This is a genomic window from Variovorax sp. MPBD4-3 (assembly GCF_058809745.1).
The window spans coordinates 112,088-129,589 of record NZ_JBXASW010000016.1; the positions used below are offsets into that span (position 1 = coordinate 112,088).

Genomic DNA, 17,502 nt, shown 5'->3' on the forward strand with positions numbered 1-17,502 from the left:
CGGTCCGGCCATCGCCTGGGCGACGGAAATCGTAAGCGCTCAGGCGGCGGAAGATTTCGAATCTTCGGTGTGAGCGACCGCTGCCCGCGGCTCGCTTGCCAGCGCGAATGATAGCGAGACTTGTGCCCCTGCTACAGCCCCGTCGACAACGCGGTTGGAAAGCTCGATGCGCGCACCGTGCTCATCCGCGATCTTCTTCACGACGGCAAGGCCCAAACCGGTACCTTTAGTTTTCGTCGTGACATAGGGTTCGAAGGCCCGCTTGAGAATGTTCTCGGCAAAGCCGGGGCCGCTGTCCTGCACGGTGAGCCGCACGCGCTGGCCCGAATCGCCCAGGCGCGTGCGGATGACGACCTCGCCCCGCCGGCCGGTGCCGCTGGCCGCGGCCTCGGCGGCGTCCTGCGCGTTTTGCAACAGGTTGTGAATCACCTGCCGGATCTGCTGCGCGTCGCCGCGGATCGGCGGGCAGCGCTCGTCGAGTTCGGAGCGCAGCACGATGGGCAGGCTCTCGGCGTTGTAGAGCTGGAGCACGTCGGCCAGCAGCGCGTTGAGGTCGACCGGCTTGAGGTCGGCGGCGGGCAGCCGCGCGTAGTCGCGGAATTCATTGACCAGCCGCTTCATCGCATCGACCTGGTCGACGATGGTCTTCACCGACTTCACGAGCACCGCCTGCTCGGGCGGCTGCACCTTGCCGGACAGCTTCATCTCGAGCCGCTCGGCGGACAGCTGGATCGGCGTCAGCGGGTTCTTGATTTCGTGCGCGAGGCGGCGCGCCACCTCGCCCCAGGCCTGGGCGCGCTGCGCCGAGACGATCTCCGAGATGTCGTCGAACACCAGCAGCCGCGCGGCACCGGGCAGCTCGGCGCCACGGGCGACGATGTTGATGGCGCCGTCCTGCTGCGGCATGTCGTGCCCCGAGGCGTGGAGCTCGAAGGCGTGCTGCCAATGGTCGAGGCCGTGCTGCATGCGCTCGACCAGGAAATCGTCGAACTGCTGCTGCACCTTGGCACCGAACTCGGCGAGGCCGGGCACGTCGACCAGCGGCTGGCCCTCGTAGGCCGCGAGCGGCGCACGCAGCACGCGGGTGGCGCCGGGGTTGGTCGACAGCACCGTGCCCTTGGCGTCGAGCACGATCACGCCGGAGGTGAGGTTGTCCAGGATGGTCTGCAAATTGGCGCGGGCGGCATCGAGCTGGCCCATGGTCTTCTCGACCGCGCCGCGCGCGTCGGCCAGCTGCTGGGTCATGACGGCGAACGAGCGCGTGAGGCCGCCCAGTTCGTCCTTGCCCTGCAGCACGGCCGTGGGCCGCAGGTCGCCGGCGGCCACCTGGCGCACGCCATCGGCCAGCACCAGCAGCGGGCGCGCGAGCTGGTTGCCGAACAGCACGGCCAGCAGCACCGCACCGAACACCGCAAGGAACAGGCTCAGCGTCAGCGTGCCGATGTACATGCGGCGCAAGCCTTCGCGCGCGAGCGCCCGCTCCTGGTATTCGCGGTTGGCCTCCTGCACCGCCAGCGCATTGGCCACCACGGCCGGCGGCAACGGACGCGTGACCTGCAGATAGCGCGGCGCGGTGTCGAAGTCGAAACCGGGGCGCTGCACCATGGCGAGCGCACGCACGCTCGCGACCGGCGGCGTGGCGCCGGGCATGGCGGTTTCGTCCAGGCCTTCGATGTGCGCGACCGCGCGTTCGGGCCGCACCTGGCGGAACTGCTGCGCGGTCGGCCGTTCGGGGTTGAGCTGGAAACGCGACGAGCCGGCGCTGGCCACCAATTGGCCCGAACCGGTCCAGAGAATCACATCCGTCGCCTCGAGCTGGTCGCGGATGCGCTCCAGCACCAGGCCCGCGCTGGCGTCGGGCACCTGCGCGAGCTGCCCGCTGGCGCTGCGCGCCTTGGCGGCGAGGTCGTCGGACAGCGAGTCGAGCGTGGCGCGGCCGAGGTTCAGGCCGGCATCGAGCGCCCCTTCCACCTTGACGTCGAACCAGCTTTCGATCGAACGCGCGACGAACTGGTAGGACACCACGTAGACCAGCGCCCCCGGCACCACACCCACCAGCGCGAAGATGGCCGCCAGCTTGATGAGCAGCCGGCTGCCGAACTTGCCCTGCCGCAGCCGCCGCAGCAGCCGGAACGCGACCCAGCCGATCACCAGCACCAGCAGCACCGCCACCACCACGTTGATGCCGAACAGGCGCACGTAGTAGCGCTCGTACAGCGCGCGGTTGTTGGTGGCCTGCGCGAGCAGGAACATCAGCACCAGGCCGATGGCCGTGACCAGCGCGGCTCCCACGCCGATGGCCCAGCGCATCGCACGCGCGCGGCTCGCGGCGGGCGTGGCCGCTGCGCCGCTGCGCGGGGAGGTGCTCACTTTTCCTTCTCCACCGCGAGCCGCGCGGTGCGCTCGACGGCAATGTTCCAGTCGGCCTGCCCGACCACGCCGATCTGGAACGGGCGCGGCAGCTGCGAGGTGTCGAGGCGGAAGCGGAAGGTCACCTGGTGCAGCGGGTCGTCGCCGATCTCGGCCGCGTCGCCCAGCCGCAGCCGCCCGACGCGCTTGATGGCGTCGAGCGCGTCGCTCAGGGTGTCGAAGTTCTGGTTCAGCGAAATGCCGAGGCCGGCAGCGCCGGTGATGGGCACCGGCGACACATTGAGCCGCCAGCGCCGTGTGAGCGGCTGGTAGGCCAGCCGCATGTGGCGCTGGACCTGCGCGACCTTGCGGTCGGTCCAGTACCAGCGCTCCTGGAAAATCTCGGCCTCAGCCACGAAATAGATGGCGATGCCCTTGTCGAGCACCTCCTCGACCAGCGAGGGCAGCTCGAACTGCACGACCGCGCTCAGGTAGACGCTGTCGTCGGCCTGTTCCAGCCGCATCTGGCTGATGGACGTGGTGGGACGCCCCTGCGCGGCCGCCGGAGCCGGCAGCCACGCCATCCACATCGCCCAGGCCCACAGCAGCACGGCCAGCAGGAGCGGCACGCGCCGCGACTCAATGCGGGCGCTTTTCAAGCAGGGCGTAGAAGAAGCCGTCGTGATCACCAGAGGGATTGTCCGGGACGCCACGGGCATTCGACCCGCTTTGGGGCAGCAAATGGCCAGGCGATGGCAGCAATCGTGCGTCGGTGTTGTGTACAAGAAACGCATCAATTTGTTGCGAACCCTCTTCCCGGAAGACGGAACAGGTGCAGTAAAGAAGCCGCCCGCCGGGCCGCACGAGCGGCCAGAGCGCGGCCAGCAGCGCGGCCTGCTGGACGGCGAGCTGGGCGGTATCGCTCTCGCGGCGCAGCCAGCGGACGTCGGGATGGCGGCGCACGATGCCCGATGCGGTGCATGGCGCGTCGAGCAGGATCGCATCGAACGGCTTGCGGTCCCACCAGTCGGCGGGGCGGGCGGCATCGGCCACCAGCACGCGGGCCTTCAGGCCGATGCGCGACAGGGTCTCGTCGATGCGGCGGCTGCGCACGGCGTCGACTTCGAGCGCGGTCACGTCGATGGCGTCCGGGCCGGCCAGCTCGAGCAGGTGAGCGGTCTTGCCGCCGGGCGCGGCGCAGGCGTCGAGCACGCGCAGCGGCGCGCCGCCGGGCGTGGCCGGCAGCAGGCCGTCGAGCAGCAGGGGCGCGGCCATTTGCGCGGCCGCGTCCTGCACCGAACAGGCGCCTTCGGCGAAGCCGGGCAGCTGCTGCACCGGCCGGGCACGCGCCAGCTGAAGGCCGCTGGGGCCCACGCGGATGGCGGAAAGGCCGGCGGCCTCGAGTTCCACCAGATAGGAGGCAGCCGTCGATTTGCGGGCATTGACGCGCAAGGTCATCGGCGCCTGCGCGTTGTCGGCGGCGAGCACGCGCTGCCACTCGCGGGGATGGTCGCGCTTGAGCCGCTCGATCCACCAGCGCGGATGGTTCCACTGCGCGACCGGCTCGGAGTCGGTCACGGCCACGAGTTCGTCGCGCTCGCGCAGGAAGCGCCGCAGGCAGGCGTTGATGAAGCTGGCCTGCGCCCGTGTGGCCGGGTTGCGCTTGGCGGCCTCGACGGCTTGGTCGACCAGCGTGAACGGCTCGTAGGGCGCGCGCTCGCTGTCCCATGCCAGCGCCAGGGCGGTGCACAGCAGCGCGTCGGGCAGCGGCGGCGGCGTGCGCTTGGCCAGATGGCGGCGCAGCGCTTCGGCGCGGCCGAGCCAGCGCAGCACCTGGAAACCGAGCGCCTGCACCCCGGGGCGCAGCGCGGGCTCGACGGCTTCGAAGGCGACGGAACCCGAGGTGCCGGCGCGAATCGACGCCAGCGCCACCGCGGTCAATTGCAGCTGGCGCCAGAGCGGCGGTTGCAGCGACGGCGGAGCACCGCTGCTGGGGAGATCGGAAGGTAGTTCAGCCAAGTTGGGGGCGATGGTAACGGGCCCGCGAAAAGCCGGGCGCCGTGCAATGGAAAGAAAAAAACGACCGCGTCAGAGCAGCGGCGCGGCCGGACGCAGACGCACGGCCCATGCCACCAGCACCGCGGGGAACTGGGCGATCGCGGCGTTGTACTGTTTCACCGCAAGATTGAACTGGTTGCGCGCGATCTCCGCCGCCGCCGAAGGCTCGGGCCAGGCGATGGGGTCGGGCGCCCCCTGGAGCGACGGTTGCTGTTGTTGTTGCGCCGGCCGCGCGAGCGTGCCGTCGGGCTCGAACATCGTCACCGCATCCGGATGCTGGCGCTGCCACGCACCGATCCACACCTGCAGCGCAGTGGCCAGCGCGGCCATGCCGCCCGCATCGAGCGGCCTCGACCGCGTCGCGCCCAGCAGGATGCCCAGTTGCGTGGTCGATGCCTGCAGCGGCGCGATGGAAGAAAGCAGCTCGTTCGCCGGCGCCTCGGCCGGCGGCGCGGCGGTGATGCTGGCCTGCACGAAATCGAGCTGCTTGCGCAGTGCCGCATCGAGCGTGCCGTAACTCTGCAGCACGGCGGCGCGCAGGCGCACCAGCCGGTTGTAGGCGCCGACAAACCAGAACAGCAGCACCGCGATCACGATCCAGCTGGCCAGCGATTCAGGCAACAGACTCATCGACGACAAAACCTCATCAGCCAAAGCACAAAGAAAAACGCCCCCCAACCGGGGCGGTCGGGGGGCGTGGGGTACCGGTCATGGCCGGTGATGCTAACCAGTTATTCGGTCGCGGCGCCTTCGCTGGCGTCGACCGTGGTGGTCGCTGCATCGCTGTCGCCGGAGCCGGCCAGCTCGGCCGCTTCCGATTCGGCGATGGCGCGGCGCTCGGCCTCGTCCATGGCGTCCTTGACCTTGCGTGCCTGGTGGTACGCCATGCCGGTGCCCGCGGGAATCAGGCGGCCGACGATGACGTTTTCCTTCAGGCCGCGCAGCTCGTCGCGCTTGCCCATGATCGCGGCTTCGGTCAGCACGCGCGTCGTTTCCTGGAACGAAGCGGCGGAGATGAACGAGTCGGTCGACAGCGAAGCCTTCGTGATACCCAGCAGCAGGTTGGTGAACGTCGCGGGGATCTTGCCTTCGGCGCGCAGGGCGTCGTTGGTGTTGAGCATTTCGCTGCGTTCGACCTGTTCGCCGGAGATGTAGCCGGTCTCGCCGATGTTGTCGACCACGACGCGGCGCAGCATCTGGCGAACGATCACCTCGATGTGCTTGTCGTTGATCTTCACACCCTGCAGGCGGTACACGTCCTGCACTTCGTCCACGATGTAGCGCGCCAGTTCTTCGGAACCCAGCAGGCGCAGGATGTCCTGCGGGTCCGCCGGGCCGTCGACCACGGATTCGCCCTTGTTCACCACCTGGCCTTCGTGCACCAGGATGTTCTTTTCCTTCGGCACGAGGTCTTCCCAGACCGTGCCTTCCGGATCGGTGATCTGCAGGCGGATCTTGCCCTTGGTCTCCTTGCCGAACGACACCGTGCCGGTCATTTCGGCCAGCATGCCCTTGTCCTTCGGCGAGCGGGCTTCGAACAGCTCGGCAACGCGCGGCAGACCGCCGGTGATGTCGCGGGTCTTCTGGCCTTCGACCGGAATACGCGCCAGCACTTCGCCGGGGCCCACGTCCTGGCCGTCACGCACCTGCACCAGCGCGCCGATCGGGAAGCCGATCGTCACCGAGTGGTCGGTGCCCGGGATCTTCACTTCGGCGCCGGAAGCGTCGATGAGCTTCACCTGCGGGCGCACGACCTTGGCAGCGCCGCGGCGCTTCGGGTCGATGACCACCAGGGTCGACAGGCCGGTCACTTCGTCCACCTGCTTCGCAACCGTGAGGCCTTCCTCGACGTTCTCGAACTGCGTCTTGCCGGCGAACTCGGTAATGATCGGGCGGGTCAGCGGGTCCCAGTTGGCGAGCACGTGGCCGGCCTTGATCTGCTGGTCCGCCTTGACCGTCAGCGTGGCGCCGTACGGCACCTTGTGACGTTCGCGCTCGCGGCCGTGCTCGTCATGGATGACGATCTCGCCCGAACGCGAAATCACGACCAGCTCGCCCTTGCTGTTGGTCACGTAGCGCATCGTGGCGTTGAAGCCGATCGAGCCGTTCGACTTGGCTTCCACGCTCGAGGCGATGGCAGCGCGCGAAGCGGCACCGCCGATGTGGAAGGTACGCATCGTCAGCTGCGTGCCGGGTTCACCGATGGACTGCGCGGCGATCACACCGACGGCTTCGCCGATGTTGATCAGGCCGCCGCGGCCCAGGTCGCGGCCGTAGCAGGTCGCGCAGATGCCGAAGCGGGTTTCGCAGGTCAGCGCGGTGCGGACCTTGACCTCGTCGACGCCTTGCGCTTCCAGCGCCTCGATGGTGTCCTCGTCGAACATCTCGCCGGCCTTCAGCAGCACCGAGCGGTTTTCCGGGTGCAGCACGTCGTCGGCTGCGGTGCGGCCGAGGATACGGTCGCGCAGCGATTCGATCACTTCACCGCCTTCGACGATGGCGCGCATCAGGTAGCCGCCGTGCGTGCCGCAGTCCTGCTCGGTCACGACCAGGTCTTGCGTCACGTCGACCAGACGACGGGTCAGGTAACCCGAGTTCGCCGTCTTCAGTGCCGTGTCGGCCAGACCCTTGCGGGCACCGTGGGTGGAGATGAAGTACTCCAGCACGTTCAGGCCTTCGCGGAAGTTCGCGGTAATGGGCGTCTCGATGATCGAGCCGTCCGGCTTGGCCATCAGGCCACGCATACCGGCCACCTGGCGAATCTGGGCCGCTGAACCGCGGGCGCCCGAGTCGGCCATCATGTAGATCGAGTTGAAGGACTCCTGCTCGACTTCCTTGCCATGGCGGTCGATGACCTTCTGCTTCGACAGCTTGGCCATCATGACCTTCGACACTTCGTCGCCGGCCTTGCCCCAGATGTCCACCACCTTGTTGTAGCGTTCGCCGGAGGTCACGAGACCGGAGACGTACTGCTGTTCGATCTCCTTCACTTCCTTGGCGGAGCGCTCGATGATGCCGTGCTTCTCGGCAGGCACCAGCATGTCGTCGATGGCGATCGAGATACCGGCCTTGGTCGCCAGGCGGAAGCCGTTCTGCAGCAGCTTGTCGGCGAACACCACGGTCTCTTTCAGGCCGCACTTGCGGAACGAGACGTTGATGAGCTTGGAGATTTCCTTCTTCTTCAGCGCCTTGTTGATGTTCGAGAACGGCAGGCCCTTCGGCAGGATCTCGGACAGCAGGGCACGGCCCACGGTGGTGTCCACGAGCGAGGTCGACGGCGTGAATTCGCCGGTTTCCTTGTTCTTGGTGTACTCCGTGATGCGCACTGCCACCTTGGCGGTGAGTTCGACTTCGTTGGCGTCGAGCGCGCGCTGCACTTCACCGATGTCGGAGAAGATCAGGCCCTCGCCCTTGCCGTTGATGCGGTCGCGGGTCGTGTAGTACAGACCCAGCACCACGTCCTGCGAAGGAACGATCGACGGTTCGCCCGAAGCCGGGAACAGCACGTTGTTGGAGGCCAGCATCAGCGTGCGGGCTTCCATCTGCGCTTCCACCGACAGCGGCACGTGGACGGCCATCTGGTCGCCGTCGAAGTCGGCGTTGAATGCCGCGCAGACGAGCGGGTGCAGCTGGATGGCCTTGCCTTCGATCAGGATCGGCTCGAAGGCCTGGATGCCCAGTCGGTGCAGCGTGGGAGCGCGGTTCAGCATGACCGGGTGCTCCTTGATGACCTCTTCCAGGATGTCCCAGACCACCGGCGTGCCCGATTCGACTTCCTTCTTGGCAGCCTTGATCGTCGTCGCGATGCCCATGGCTTCCAGGCGCGAGAAGATGAAGGGCTTGAACAGCTCGAGCGCCATCAGCTTCGGCAGGCCGCACTGGTGCAGCTTGAGCGTCGGGCCCACCACGATGACCGAACGGCCCGAGTAGTCGACGCGCTTGCCCAGCAGATTCTGGCGGAAGCGGCCGCTCTTGCCCTTGATCATGTCGGCCAGCGACTTCAGCGCGCGCTTGTTGGCGCCCGTCATGGCCTTGCCACGGCGGCCGTTGTCCAGCAGCGAGTCGACCGCCTCTTGCAGCATCCGCTTTTCGTTGCGCGCGATGATTTCCGGAGCCTTCAGCTCCAGCAGGCGGCGCAGGCGCGAGTTGCGGTTGATGACGCGGCGGTACAGGTCGTTCAGGTCGGAGGTCGCGAAGCGGCCGCCGTCCAGCGGCACCAGCGGACGCAGGTCCGGCGGCAGCACGGGCAGCACGTCGAGCACCATCCACTCGGGCTTGATGCCCGACTTGCGGAAGGCTTCCAGCACCTTCAGGCGCTTGGAGTTCTTCTTGACCTTGACTTCGGAGCCGGTCAGGTCGCCGCGCAGGCGTTCGATCTCGCTGTCGAGTTCGATGCCTTCGAGCAGGTCCTTGATGCCTTCGGCGCCCATCTTGGCGATGAATTCGTCGCCGTATTCCTTGCGCTTCGCGTCGTAGTCGTCCTCGGACATGATGCCGAACTTCTTCAGCGGGGTCATGCCGGGGTCGGTGATCACGTAGGCTTCGAAGTACAGCACGCGTTCGATGTCGCGCAGCGTCATGTCGAGCACGAGGCCCAGGCGCGACGGCAGCGACTTCAGGAACCAGATGTGGGCGCAGGGCGCGGCCAGATCGATGTGACCCATGCGCTCGCGACGCACCTTGGTCTGCGTGACTTCAACGCCGCACTTCTCGCAGATCACGCCGCGGTGCTTCAGGCGCTTGTATTTGCCGCACAGGCACTCGTAGTCCTTGATGGGGCCGAAGATCTTGGCGCAGAACAGGCCGTCGCGCTCGGGCTTGAACGTGCGGTAGTTGATCGTCTCCGGCTTCTTCACCTCGCCGAAAGACCACGAACGGATCTTCTCGGGCGAAGCCATGCCGATCTTGATGGCATCGAAATGCTCATCGGGCGTGAATTGCTTGAACAGGTCGAGTAGCGATTTCATAAGACTCTTTCCCTTTTCAAATTAAGAACGCTCGAGCTCGATGTCGAGACCCAGCGAACGAATTTCCTTGACCAGCACGTTGAACGATTCCGGCATGCCGGCTTCGATCGAGTGCTCGCCCTTGACGATGCTCTCGTACACCTTGGTACGGCCTTGCACGTCGTCGGACTTCACGGTCAGCATTTCCTGCAGGACGTAGGCGGCGCCGTAAGCCTCCAGCGCCCACACTTCCATTTCCCCGAAACGCTGGCCGCCGAACTGCGCCTTGCCGCCCAGCGGTTGCTGCGTGACGAGCGAGTACGGGCCGGTGGAACGGGCGTGCATCTTGTCGTCGACCAGGTGGTGCAGCTTCAGGAAGTGCATGTAGCCGACGGTGACGGGACGCTCGAACTGGTCGCCGGTGCGGCCGTCGAACAGGTACGCCTGCGTGCGCGTTTCGGTCAAGCCCTTGAGCTTGGCGATGTCGTCCGGGTAGGCGAGCTTCAGCATGCCGCGGATTTCCTCTTCCGAGGCGCCGTCGAACACCGGCGTCGCGAACGTGGCGCCGCTTTGCAGGTTGGCGGCCATCGCGAGCAGTTCGGTGTCGCTCAGCTGGCTGAGGTCTTCCGGACGGCCCGAGCCGTTGTACAGCTGCTCCATGAACTTGCGCAGCTCGGCCACCTTGGCCTCCTGCTGCAGCAGGTCGCCGATGCGCTGGCCCACGCCCTTGCCGGCCCAGCCCAGATGCACTTCGAGCACCTGGCCCACGTTCATCCGCGAGGGCACGCCCAGCGGGTTCAGGCAGATGTCGCACGGCGTGCCGTCGGCCATGTGGGGCATGTCTTCGACCGGAACGATCTTCGACACCACACCCTTGTTGCCATGGCGGCCGGCCATCTTGTCGCCGGGCTGCAGGCGGCGCTTGACGGCCAGGTAGACCTTGACCATCTTGAGCACGCCCGCGGGCAGCTCGTCGCCCTGCGTGAGCTTCTTGCGCTTTTCTTCGAACGCGAGGTCGAAGCTGTGGCGCGTCTGCTCCAGCGAGTTCTTGATCGACTCGAGCTGCGTCGCCACTTCGTCTTCCGCCGGGCGGATGTCGAACCAGTGGAACTTCTCGACCGACGACAGGTAAGCCTTGTCGAGCTTGGTGCCCTTGGCCAGCTTGTTCGGGCCGCCGTTGGCGACCTTGCCGGTCAGCAGCTTCTCGATACGGTCGAACGCGTCGGCTTCGACGATGCGAAGCTGGTCGTTCAGGTCGAGGCGGAAGCGCTTGAGCTCGTCGTCGATGATCTGCTGGGCACGCTTGTCGCGCGTGATGCCTTCGCGGGTGAACACCTGCACGTCGATCACGGTGCCTTGCGAGCCCTGGTCCACACGCAGCGAGGTGTCCTTCACGTCGGAAGCCTTCTCGCCGAAGATGGCGCGAAGCAGCTTCTCTTCAGGCGTCAGCGTGGTCTCGCCCTTCGGCGTGACCTTGCCCACCAGCGTGTCGCCCGGCTGCACTTCGGCGCCGACATAGATGATGCCGGATTCGTCGAGGCGGTTGAGCTGCTGCTCGGCCAGGTTCGGGATGTCGCGCGTGATTTCTTCGGCGCCGAGCTTGGTGTCGCGAGCCATCACCACCAGTTCCTCGATGTGGATCGAGGTGTAGCGGTCTTCCGCGACGACGCGTTCCGAGATCAGGATCGAGTCTTCGAAGTTGTAGCCGTTCCAGGGCATGAACGCGATCAGCATGTTCTGGCCGAGAGCCAGTTCGCCGAGGTCGGTCGATGCGCCGTCGGCCACCACGTCGCCCTTGGCGATCTTGTCGCCGCGCTTGACGATGGGACGCTGGTGGATGTTGGTGTTCTGGTTCGAACGCTGATACTTGATCAGGTTGTAGATGTCCACACCGACTTCACCGGCAGCCGCTTCGGCGTCGTTCACGCGCACCACGACACGGGTCGCATCGACGTAGTCGACGATACCGCCACGGGTGGCCGTGACCACGGTGCCCGAGTCGACCGCGGAGACGCGTTCGATACCGGTACCGACCATCGGCTTTTCGGGGCGCAGCACGGGCACGGCCTGACGCTGCATGTTGGCGCCCATCAGCGCGCGGTTCGCGTCGTCGTGCTCCAGGAACGGCACGAGCGAGGCGGCCACCGACACGATCTGCGCGGGCGACACGTCCATGTACTGGATGCGTTCGGCACCGACCAGGATCGATTCGCCGGCTTCGCGCGCGGAGACCAGGTCGCCGGTCAGCACGCCGTCCTTGTCCAGGGCCGCGTTGGCCTGGGCGATGACGTACTTGCCTTCCTCGATGGCCGACAGGTAGTCGATCTCGTTGGTGACCTTGCTGTCGACCACGCGACGGTACGGCGTCTCGATGAAGCCGTATTCGTTCAGGCGGGCGTACAGGGCCAGCGAGTTGATCAGGCCGATGTTCGGGCCTTCGGGCGTTTCGATCGGGCACACGCGGCCGTAATGGGTCACGTGCACGTCACGCACTTCGAAGCCTGCACGTTCGCGCGTCAGACCGCCCGGGCCAAGGGCCGACACGCGGCGCTTGTGGGTGATTTCGGACAGCGGGTTCGTCTGGTCCATGAACTGCGACAGCTGCGAAGCACCGAAGAATTCCTTCAGCGCGGCCGAGATCGGCTTGCTGTTGATCAGGTCGTGCGGCATCAGCGGCTCTTGTTCCGCTTGACCCAGACGCTCCTTCACGGCCTTCTCGATACGTGCCAGGCCGGTGCGGTACTGGTTTTCGGCCAGTTCGCCGACGCAACGCACGCGGCGGTTGCCCAGGTGGTCGATGTCGTCGACTTCGCCGTTGCCGTTGCGCAGGTCGACGAGGATCTTGACCACGGCCAGGATGTCTTCGTTGGTCAGCACCATCGGGCCGGTCGACTCGTCACGGCCGACCTTGGCGTTGAACTTCATGCGGCCGACGCGCGACAGGTCGTACGTGTCCGGGTTGTAGAACAGGCGCTGGAACAGGGCCTGCACTGCGTCTTCCGTCGGCGGCTCGCCGGGGCGCATCATGCGGTAGATGGCCACGCGCGCTGCGAACTCGTCGACGGTTTCGTCGATGCGCAGCGTTTGCGAGATGTACGCGCCCTGGTCCAGTTCGTTCGTGTAGATGACCTGCACGTCCTGCACGCCGGCCGTGCGCAGCTTCTTCAGCAGCGCTTCGGTCAGCTCGTCGTTGGCCTTGGCCAGGATTTCACCGGAGTCGGCATCGACGATGTTGCGGGCGATCACGCGGCCGATCAGGAAGTCTTCCGGCACGCTGATGTGCGTGGTGCCGCCCTGCTCGAGTTCGCGCGTGTGGCGCGCGGTGACGCGCTTGTCCTTGGCGACCACGACCTTGCCCGACTTGTCGGTGATGTCGAAGCGCGCGACTTCGCCGCGCAGGCGCTCGGAGACGAACTCCATCTGCGCGCCGCTGTCCATCAGGCGGAAGTTGTCGTTCACGAAGAAGTTCGCGAGGATCGATTCCGGGTTCAGGCCGATGGCCTTCAGCAGGATCGTGACCGGCATCTTGCGGCGACGGTCGACGCGGAAGTACAGCATGTCCTTCGGGTCGAACTCGAAGTCGAGCCACGAACCGCGGTAGGGGATCACGCGGGCCGAGAACAGCAGCTTGCCCGAGCTGTGCGTCTTGCCCTTGTCGTGTTCGAAGAACACGCCCGGCGAACGGTGCAGCTGCGAAACGATCACGCGTTCCGTGCCGTTGATGATGAACGAACCCTTGTCCGTCATGAGCGGCACTTCGCCCATGTAGACCTCTTGTTCCTTCACTTCCTTGACCACCTTCGACTGCGAAGTCGACGACTCGCGGTCATAGATGATGAGCTGGACCTTGGCGCGCACGGCCGAGGCGAAGGTCAGACCGCGGGTCTGGCATTCGCGCACGTCGAAGGCGGGTTTCGCGAGGTTGTACTCGAGGAACTTCATCTCGACAAAACCGTTGTGCGAGACGATCGGGAAGGCGGCGTCGAACGCGGCCTGCAGGCCTTCGACGGTACGTTGTTTCGGGGGAATGCCGGCTTGCAGGAACGCGGTGTACGCGTCTTTCTGCATCTGCAGCAGGTAGGGGATTTCTACGACGCTGTCGCGATTGCCGAAACTTTTTCGGATGCGCTTGCGTTCGGTGTAACTGTACGCGGACGATTGGGCCATGAGAGCTCCGGAGCTTGAGATCTTCAGCGACTTGTCAGAGGTGCCGAGGCACCACTGCTTGGCGGCTGGCCACTACCAGCCGTTGGCGGACAGCGATGCGTTGCACATCGCCCGAACCAAGGGGTCTTCTGCAGTCGGGGTCAGAAGACACTCGAAAACCGCGTCGATGCGGCGGCTTTCGGGTGCGCTCTGAAAGCGGCAAAGGCTGGAGGGCCTTTTCAGGCGCCTCCAGCCCTCTAGGGGGTCTGAATTACTTCAGTTCCACCTTGGCGCCGGCATCTTCCAGCTTCTTCTTGGCGGCTTCAGCGTCAGCCTTCGACAGGCCTTCCTTGACGGCCTTGGGAGCGGCTTCCACCAGGTCCTTGGCTTCCTTGAGGCCCAGGCCGGTGATTTCGCGCACTGCCTTGATCGCCGAAACCTTGTTCGCGCCAGCATCCATCAGCATGACGTTGAATTCGGTCTTCTCTTCAGCGGCCGGAGCGGCAGCGCCGCCGCCAGCTGCGGGAGCGGCCATTGCAGCGGCGCTCACGCCGAACTTCTCTTCGATGGCCTTGACCAGGTCGTTGAGTTCCAGGACCGTCATGCTGTCGAGCGCGGTCAGAAATGCGTCTTTATCGAATGCCATTTTTGTTTCCTAACAATTGGGTTGAATATTTCAAACGCAGGCTCAAGCGGCCTGTGCTTCTGCCGGTGCATCGGCGGGTGCAGCTTCGCCACCACCACGCTTCTCGGCCAGCGCCGCGAGCACGCGGGCGGTACGAGAGATGGGGGATTGCATCAAGCCCAACAGTTGCGCCAGCAGCACTTCCTTCGAAGGGATGTTGGCCAGTTGCTTCACGCCGTCGACGTCCAGGGCCTTGCCACCGAAGGCGCCGCCGCGAATGACCAGCTTGTCGTTGGTCTTCGCGAAATCGGCCACCACCTTGGCGGCGGCCACAGCGTCTTCGGAGAAGCCGTAGATCAGCGGACCGGTCATCTGGTCGCCAACAATCTCAAACGCGCTACCAGCGACAGCACGGCGGGCCAGGGTGTTCTTCAGAACACTCAGGCTCACACCCTTGCTGCGAGCTTCGTTGCGCAGTTTGGTCATGTCGGCCACCGTGATGCCACGGTATTCCGCCATCACGAGCGTTTGAGCTTTTGCGGCGAGGCTGGTCACATCACTGATGACCGCTTCTTTCTCACTGCGATTCAGACTCAAGGTCTACTCCTTTTAATGCGACCTTCGGCCGGGGCCTCGGATCGCGCTTCATGCAGCGACCAACTGTCAGGAACAAAAAAACAAATTCCTTGCAGCGGGATCGCCATCTGCGCTGGATACCGGACAGGGAGGTCCGGCGATTAAGTGCAGCACCCTGCACACCAGCGGTCTTGGATGGCCCGCGGCAACCGAAGCCGCCGCGACCCACCACATCCGCCCCACCCTTGCGAGGTGGAGCAAATCTCTTTAGCTCGCCGAGATGGTTTGCGTGTCCACGCGGACACCCAGACCCATGGTCGACGACACGGCCACCTTGCGCAGGTACACGCCCTTGCTGGTCGCGGGCTTGGCCTTGACCAGAGCGTCGATCAGCGCGGCGAGGTTGCCTTGCAGCTTGTCGTTGTCGAACGAGCGACGGCCGATCGTGCCGTGCACGATGCCGGCCTTGTCGACGCGGAACTGAACTTGGCCGGCCTTGGCGTTCTTCACTGCCGTGGCGACGTCCGGGGTCACGGTGCCGACCTTCGGATTCGGCATCAGGCCGCGCGGGCCGAGGATCTGGCCGAGCGTACCGACGACGCGCATGGCATCGGGGGCAGCGATCACGACGTCGAAAGGCATGTCGCCAGCCTTGACCATGGCAGCCAGGTCGTCCATGCCGACGATGTCGGCGCCGGCGGCCTTGGCTTCTTCAGCCTTGGCGCCCTGGGCGAACACGGCGACGCGCTTGGTCTTGCCGGTGCCGTTGGGCAGCACGACGGCGCCACGCACGACCTGGTCCGACTTCTTCGCATCGATGCCGAGCTGCACAGCCACGTCGATCGATTCGTCGAACTTGGCGGTGGCAGCGTCCTTGACGATGGTGATCGCGTCAGCCAGCGGGTACAGCTTGTTGCTGTCGACCTTGCCTTCGAGCGACTTTTGCTTCTTGGTGATCTTGGACATTTACACGCCCTCCACATTCACGCCCATCGAGCGGGCGGTACCGGCGATGGTGCGAACTGCTGCGTCCATGTCGGCCGCGGTCAGGTCCTTCATCTTGGTCTTTGCGATCTCTTCGAGCTGGGCGCGCGTGATCTTGCCGACCTTGTCGGTGTGAGGACGTGCGGAACCCTTGTCGAGCTTGATCGCCTTCTTGATCAGCACGCCGGCCGGCGGCGACTTGATGATGAAGGTGAAGCTCTTGTCGGCGAAGGCGGTGATGACCACCGGCAGTGCCAGACCCGGCTCGTAGCTCTGCGTTTGCGCGTTGAACGCCTTGCAGAATTCCATGATGTTCAGACCACGCTGACCGAGTGCGGGACCGATCGGCGGGGACGGGTTGGCCTTACCAGCTGGGACTTGCAGCTTGATGAAGCCGACGATTTTTTTCGCCATGCTTTGCTCCTTGCGGGTGATATCGCCTTGGCTTGCGGCCAAGGCTCCCCGGGGTTAAACGACTCTTCGGGATCAAGGCCGCGCGCCGAGTCGGACAGCGCGCAGCCGGAAACAATGACACCGGCGCAAAGGCCGGTGGGTCGTCAGGTCTTTTCGACCTGGCTGAATTCGAGTTCCACAGGGGTCGCACGGCCGAAAATCATGACCGACACGCTGACCTTGCTCTTCTCGTAGTTGACTTCCTCGACCGTGCCGTTGAAGTCGGTGAACGGGCCTTCCTTGACGCGCACGAACTCGCCGACGGTGAATTCGACCTTGTGGCGCGGCTTTTCGGTGCCCTGCTGCATCTGGCTGACGATGTCCTCGACCTCTTTCTGCGAGATCGGAGCCGGACGGTTCTTGGCACCGCCCACGAAACCCGTCACCTTGTTGGTGTGCTTCACCAGGTGCCAGCTCTCGTCGTCCATGATCATTTCGACCAGCACATAGCCCGGGAAGAAGCGGCGCTCCGTGGTGCGCTTCTGGCCGTTCTTGATCTCGACCACTTCTTCGGTCGGGACCAGGATGCGGCCGAACTTGTCCTGCATGCCGGCGCGGTTGATGCGCTCGGTGATGTTGCGCTCGACAGCCTTCTCCATGCCCGAATAGGCATGCACCACGTACCAACGCAGATCGGGGTTGGCGGCGGGAGCCAGCACGGAGGTGTTTTCTTCCTCCGGCGTGCTCGGCGTGGTTTCAACTGCGTCGTCGGTCATTTATTTTCTCCAGCCCAGAATGAGGTCGAAAAACACCCATTCGAGCGTCTTGTCGGTGAGCCAGAGGAAGACGGACATGATCGCCACGAAGGCGAACACATAGGCCGTCATCTGCATCGCTTCCTTGCGGGTCGGCCAGACGACCTTCTTGACCTCGCGCCACGAGTCGCGGCCGAAAGCCCACAACTGACGGCCACTCTCGGAGCTGCCGAAGGCGGCCACGGCCGCAGCCAGGCCGACCAGCAGCGCAGCCCATTGCACCACCGAGCCTTGGCGCGACAGCAGGTAGAACGCCACGATGGCGCCCACTGCCAGCACGACAGCCACGGCCAATTTGGCCTTGTCGGCGCCGGTGCTCACGGTTTCGATTTGAGATGTGGCCATGGTTGGCTGATTTCCTGTGGCCTGTAGGCCTTCAATTCAATGCGTCTCTTGAGACGCCGAAGCCCATCGGGTCACGATGGGCTTTAGGGGTGCCACCTAAGTGGCAGGGGCAGTAGGAATCGAACCTACAACCTTCGGTTTTGGAGACCGACGCTCTGCCAATTGAGCTATACCCCTCCGGTACTCTGTGCGTCCGGCTTAGATGTCGAGGATCTTGGCAACGACGCCCGAACCCACGGTGCGGCCGCCTTCACGGATGGCGAAG

The 17,502-nt window shown here is 65.3% G+C and carries 12 protein-coding genes and 1 tRNA gene; all 13 read right to left on the reverse strand.

Going from position 1 to position 17,502, the window contains the following annotated elements:
- Positions 1–39 precede the first annotated feature (39 nt).
- Positions 40–2,370, reverse strand: coding sequence for a sensor histidine kinase (locus AC1RVW_RS12740; RefSeq protein WP_409194781.1), 2,331 nt, complete (start codon positions 2,368–2,370; stop codon positions 40–42).
- A complete protein-coding gene (locus tag AC1RVW_RS12745) occupies positions 2,367–2,933 on the reverse strand; it encodes a DUF4390 domain-containing protein (protein WP_493200275.1) in 567 nt (188 codons plus the stop codon). The genes AC1RVW_RS12740 and AC1RVW_RS12745 overlap by 4 nt, the downstream gene beginning before the upstream one ends.
- Positions 2,934–2,988: 55 nt before the next feature.
- Positions 2,989–4,368 (reverse strand): 16S rRNA (cytosine(967)-C(5))-methyltransferase RsmB, encoded by a 1,380-nt coding sequence (gene rsmB / locus AC1RVW_RS12750; protein ID WP_442805190.1) that lies wholly within the window; start codon positions 4,366–4,368, stop codon positions 2,989–2,991.
- Positions 4,369–4,437: 69 nt separating this feature from the next.
- Complete coding sequence (locus AC1RVW_RS12755; protein WP_106935873.1) at positions 4,438–5,037, reverse strand: LemA family protein; 600 nt, start codon at positions 5,035–5,037, stop codon at positions 4,438–4,440.
- A gap of 101 nt (positions 5,038–5,138) precedes the next feature.
- A complete protein-coding gene (rpoC, locus tag AC1RVW_RS12760; RefSeq protein ID WP_081269561.1) occupies positions 5,139–9,374 on the reverse strand; it encodes a DNA-directed RNA polymerase subunit beta' in 4,236 nt (1,411 codons plus the stop codon).
- A 21-nt stretch (positions 9,375–9,395) separates the two neighbouring features.
- Entirely contained in the window at positions 9,396–13,520 is a 4,125-nt protein-coding gene (gene rpoB / locus AC1RVW_RS12765) for a DNA-directed RNA polymerase subunit beta (RefSeq protein WP_081269560.1), read from the reverse strand.
- Positions 13,521–13,770: 250 nt separating this feature from the next.
- On the reverse strand, positions 13,771–14,145 hold the full coding sequence (rplL, locus tag AC1RVW_RS12770; protein WP_081269559.1) for a 50S ribosomal protein L7/L12: 375 nt from the start codon (positions 14,143–14,145) through the stop codon (positions 13,771–13,773).
- Between the two features lie 42 nt (positions 14,146–14,187).
- Positions 14,188–14,721 carry a 50S ribosomal protein L10 gene (gene rplJ / locus AC1RVW_RS12775; RefSeq protein WP_081269558.1) on the reverse strand — a complete coding sequence of 178 codons (534 nt, stop codon included), beginning with the start codon at positions 14,719–14,721 and terminating at the stop codon, positions 14,188–14,190.
- A 246-nt stretch (positions 14,722–14,967) separates the two neighbouring features.
- Positions 14,968–15,666 carry a 50S ribosomal protein L1 gene (rplA, locus tag AC1RVW_RS12780; protein ID WP_081269557.1) on the reverse strand — a complete coding sequence of 233 codons (699 nt, stop codon included), beginning with the start codon at positions 15,664–15,666 and terminating at the stop codon, positions 14,968–14,970.
- A complete protein-coding gene (gene rplK / locus AC1RVW_RS12785; protein WP_019658337.1) occupies positions 15,667–16,098 on the reverse strand; it encodes a 50S ribosomal protein L11 in 432 nt (143 codons plus the stop codon).
- 143 nt (positions 16,099–16,241) lie between these two features.
- Positions 16,242–16,853: a transcription termination/antitermination protein NusG gene (gene nusG / locus AC1RVW_RS12790; protein ID WP_081269556.1), complete on the reverse strand. Its 612-nt coding sequence runs from the start codon at positions 16,851–16,853 to the stop codon at positions 16,242–16,244.
- The gene (gene secE, locus AC1RVW_RS12795; protein WP_081269555.1) at positions 16,854–17,237 is read right to left on the reverse strand and encodes a preprotein translocase subunit SecE; all 384 of its coding nucleotides are present in this window, start codon (positions 17,235–17,237) and stop codon (positions 16,854–16,856) included.
- A gap of 101 nt (positions 17,238–17,338) precedes the next feature.
- Positions 17,339–17,414, reverse strand: a tRNA-Trp gene (locus AC1RVW_RS12800).
- Positions 17,415–17,502: the final 88 nt, after the last annotated feature.

Coding starts and splice junctions, on each gene's coding strand:
- rpoB (WP_081269560.1), bottom strand. CDS start 13,520: ATGGCCCAATCGTCCGCGTACAGTTACACCGAACGCAAGCGCATCCGA.
- nusG (WP_081269556.1), bottom strand. CDS start 16,853: ATGACCGACGACGCAGTTGAAACCACGCCGAGCACGCCGGAGGAAGAA.
- AC1RVW_RS12745 (WP_493200275.1), bottom strand. CDS start 2,933: ATGGCGTGGCTGCCGGCTCCGGCGGCCGCGCAGGGGCGTCCCACCACG.
- rplA (WP_081269557.1), bottom strand. CDS start 15,666: ATGTCCAAGATCACCAAGAAGCAAAAGTCGCTCGAAGGCAAGGTCGAC.
- AC1RVW_RS12755 (WP_106935873.1), bottom strand. CDS start 5,037: ATGAGTCTGTTGCCTGAATCGCTGGCCAGCTGGATCGTGATCGCGGTG.
- rpoC (WP_081269561.1), bottom strand. CDS start 9,374: ATGAAATCGCTACTCGACCTGTTCAAGCAATTCACGCCCGATGAGCAT.
- rplK (WP_019658337.1), bottom strand. CDS start 16,098: ATGGCGAAAAAAATCGTCGGCTTCATCAAGCTGCAAGTCCCAGCTGGT.
- rplL (WP_081269559.1), bottom strand. CDS start 14,145: ATGGCATTCGATAAAGACGCATTTCTGACCGCGCTCGACAGCATGACG.
- secE (WP_081269555.1), bottom strand. CDS start 17,237: ATGGCCACATCTCAAATCGAAACCGTGAGCACCGGCGCCGACAAGGCC.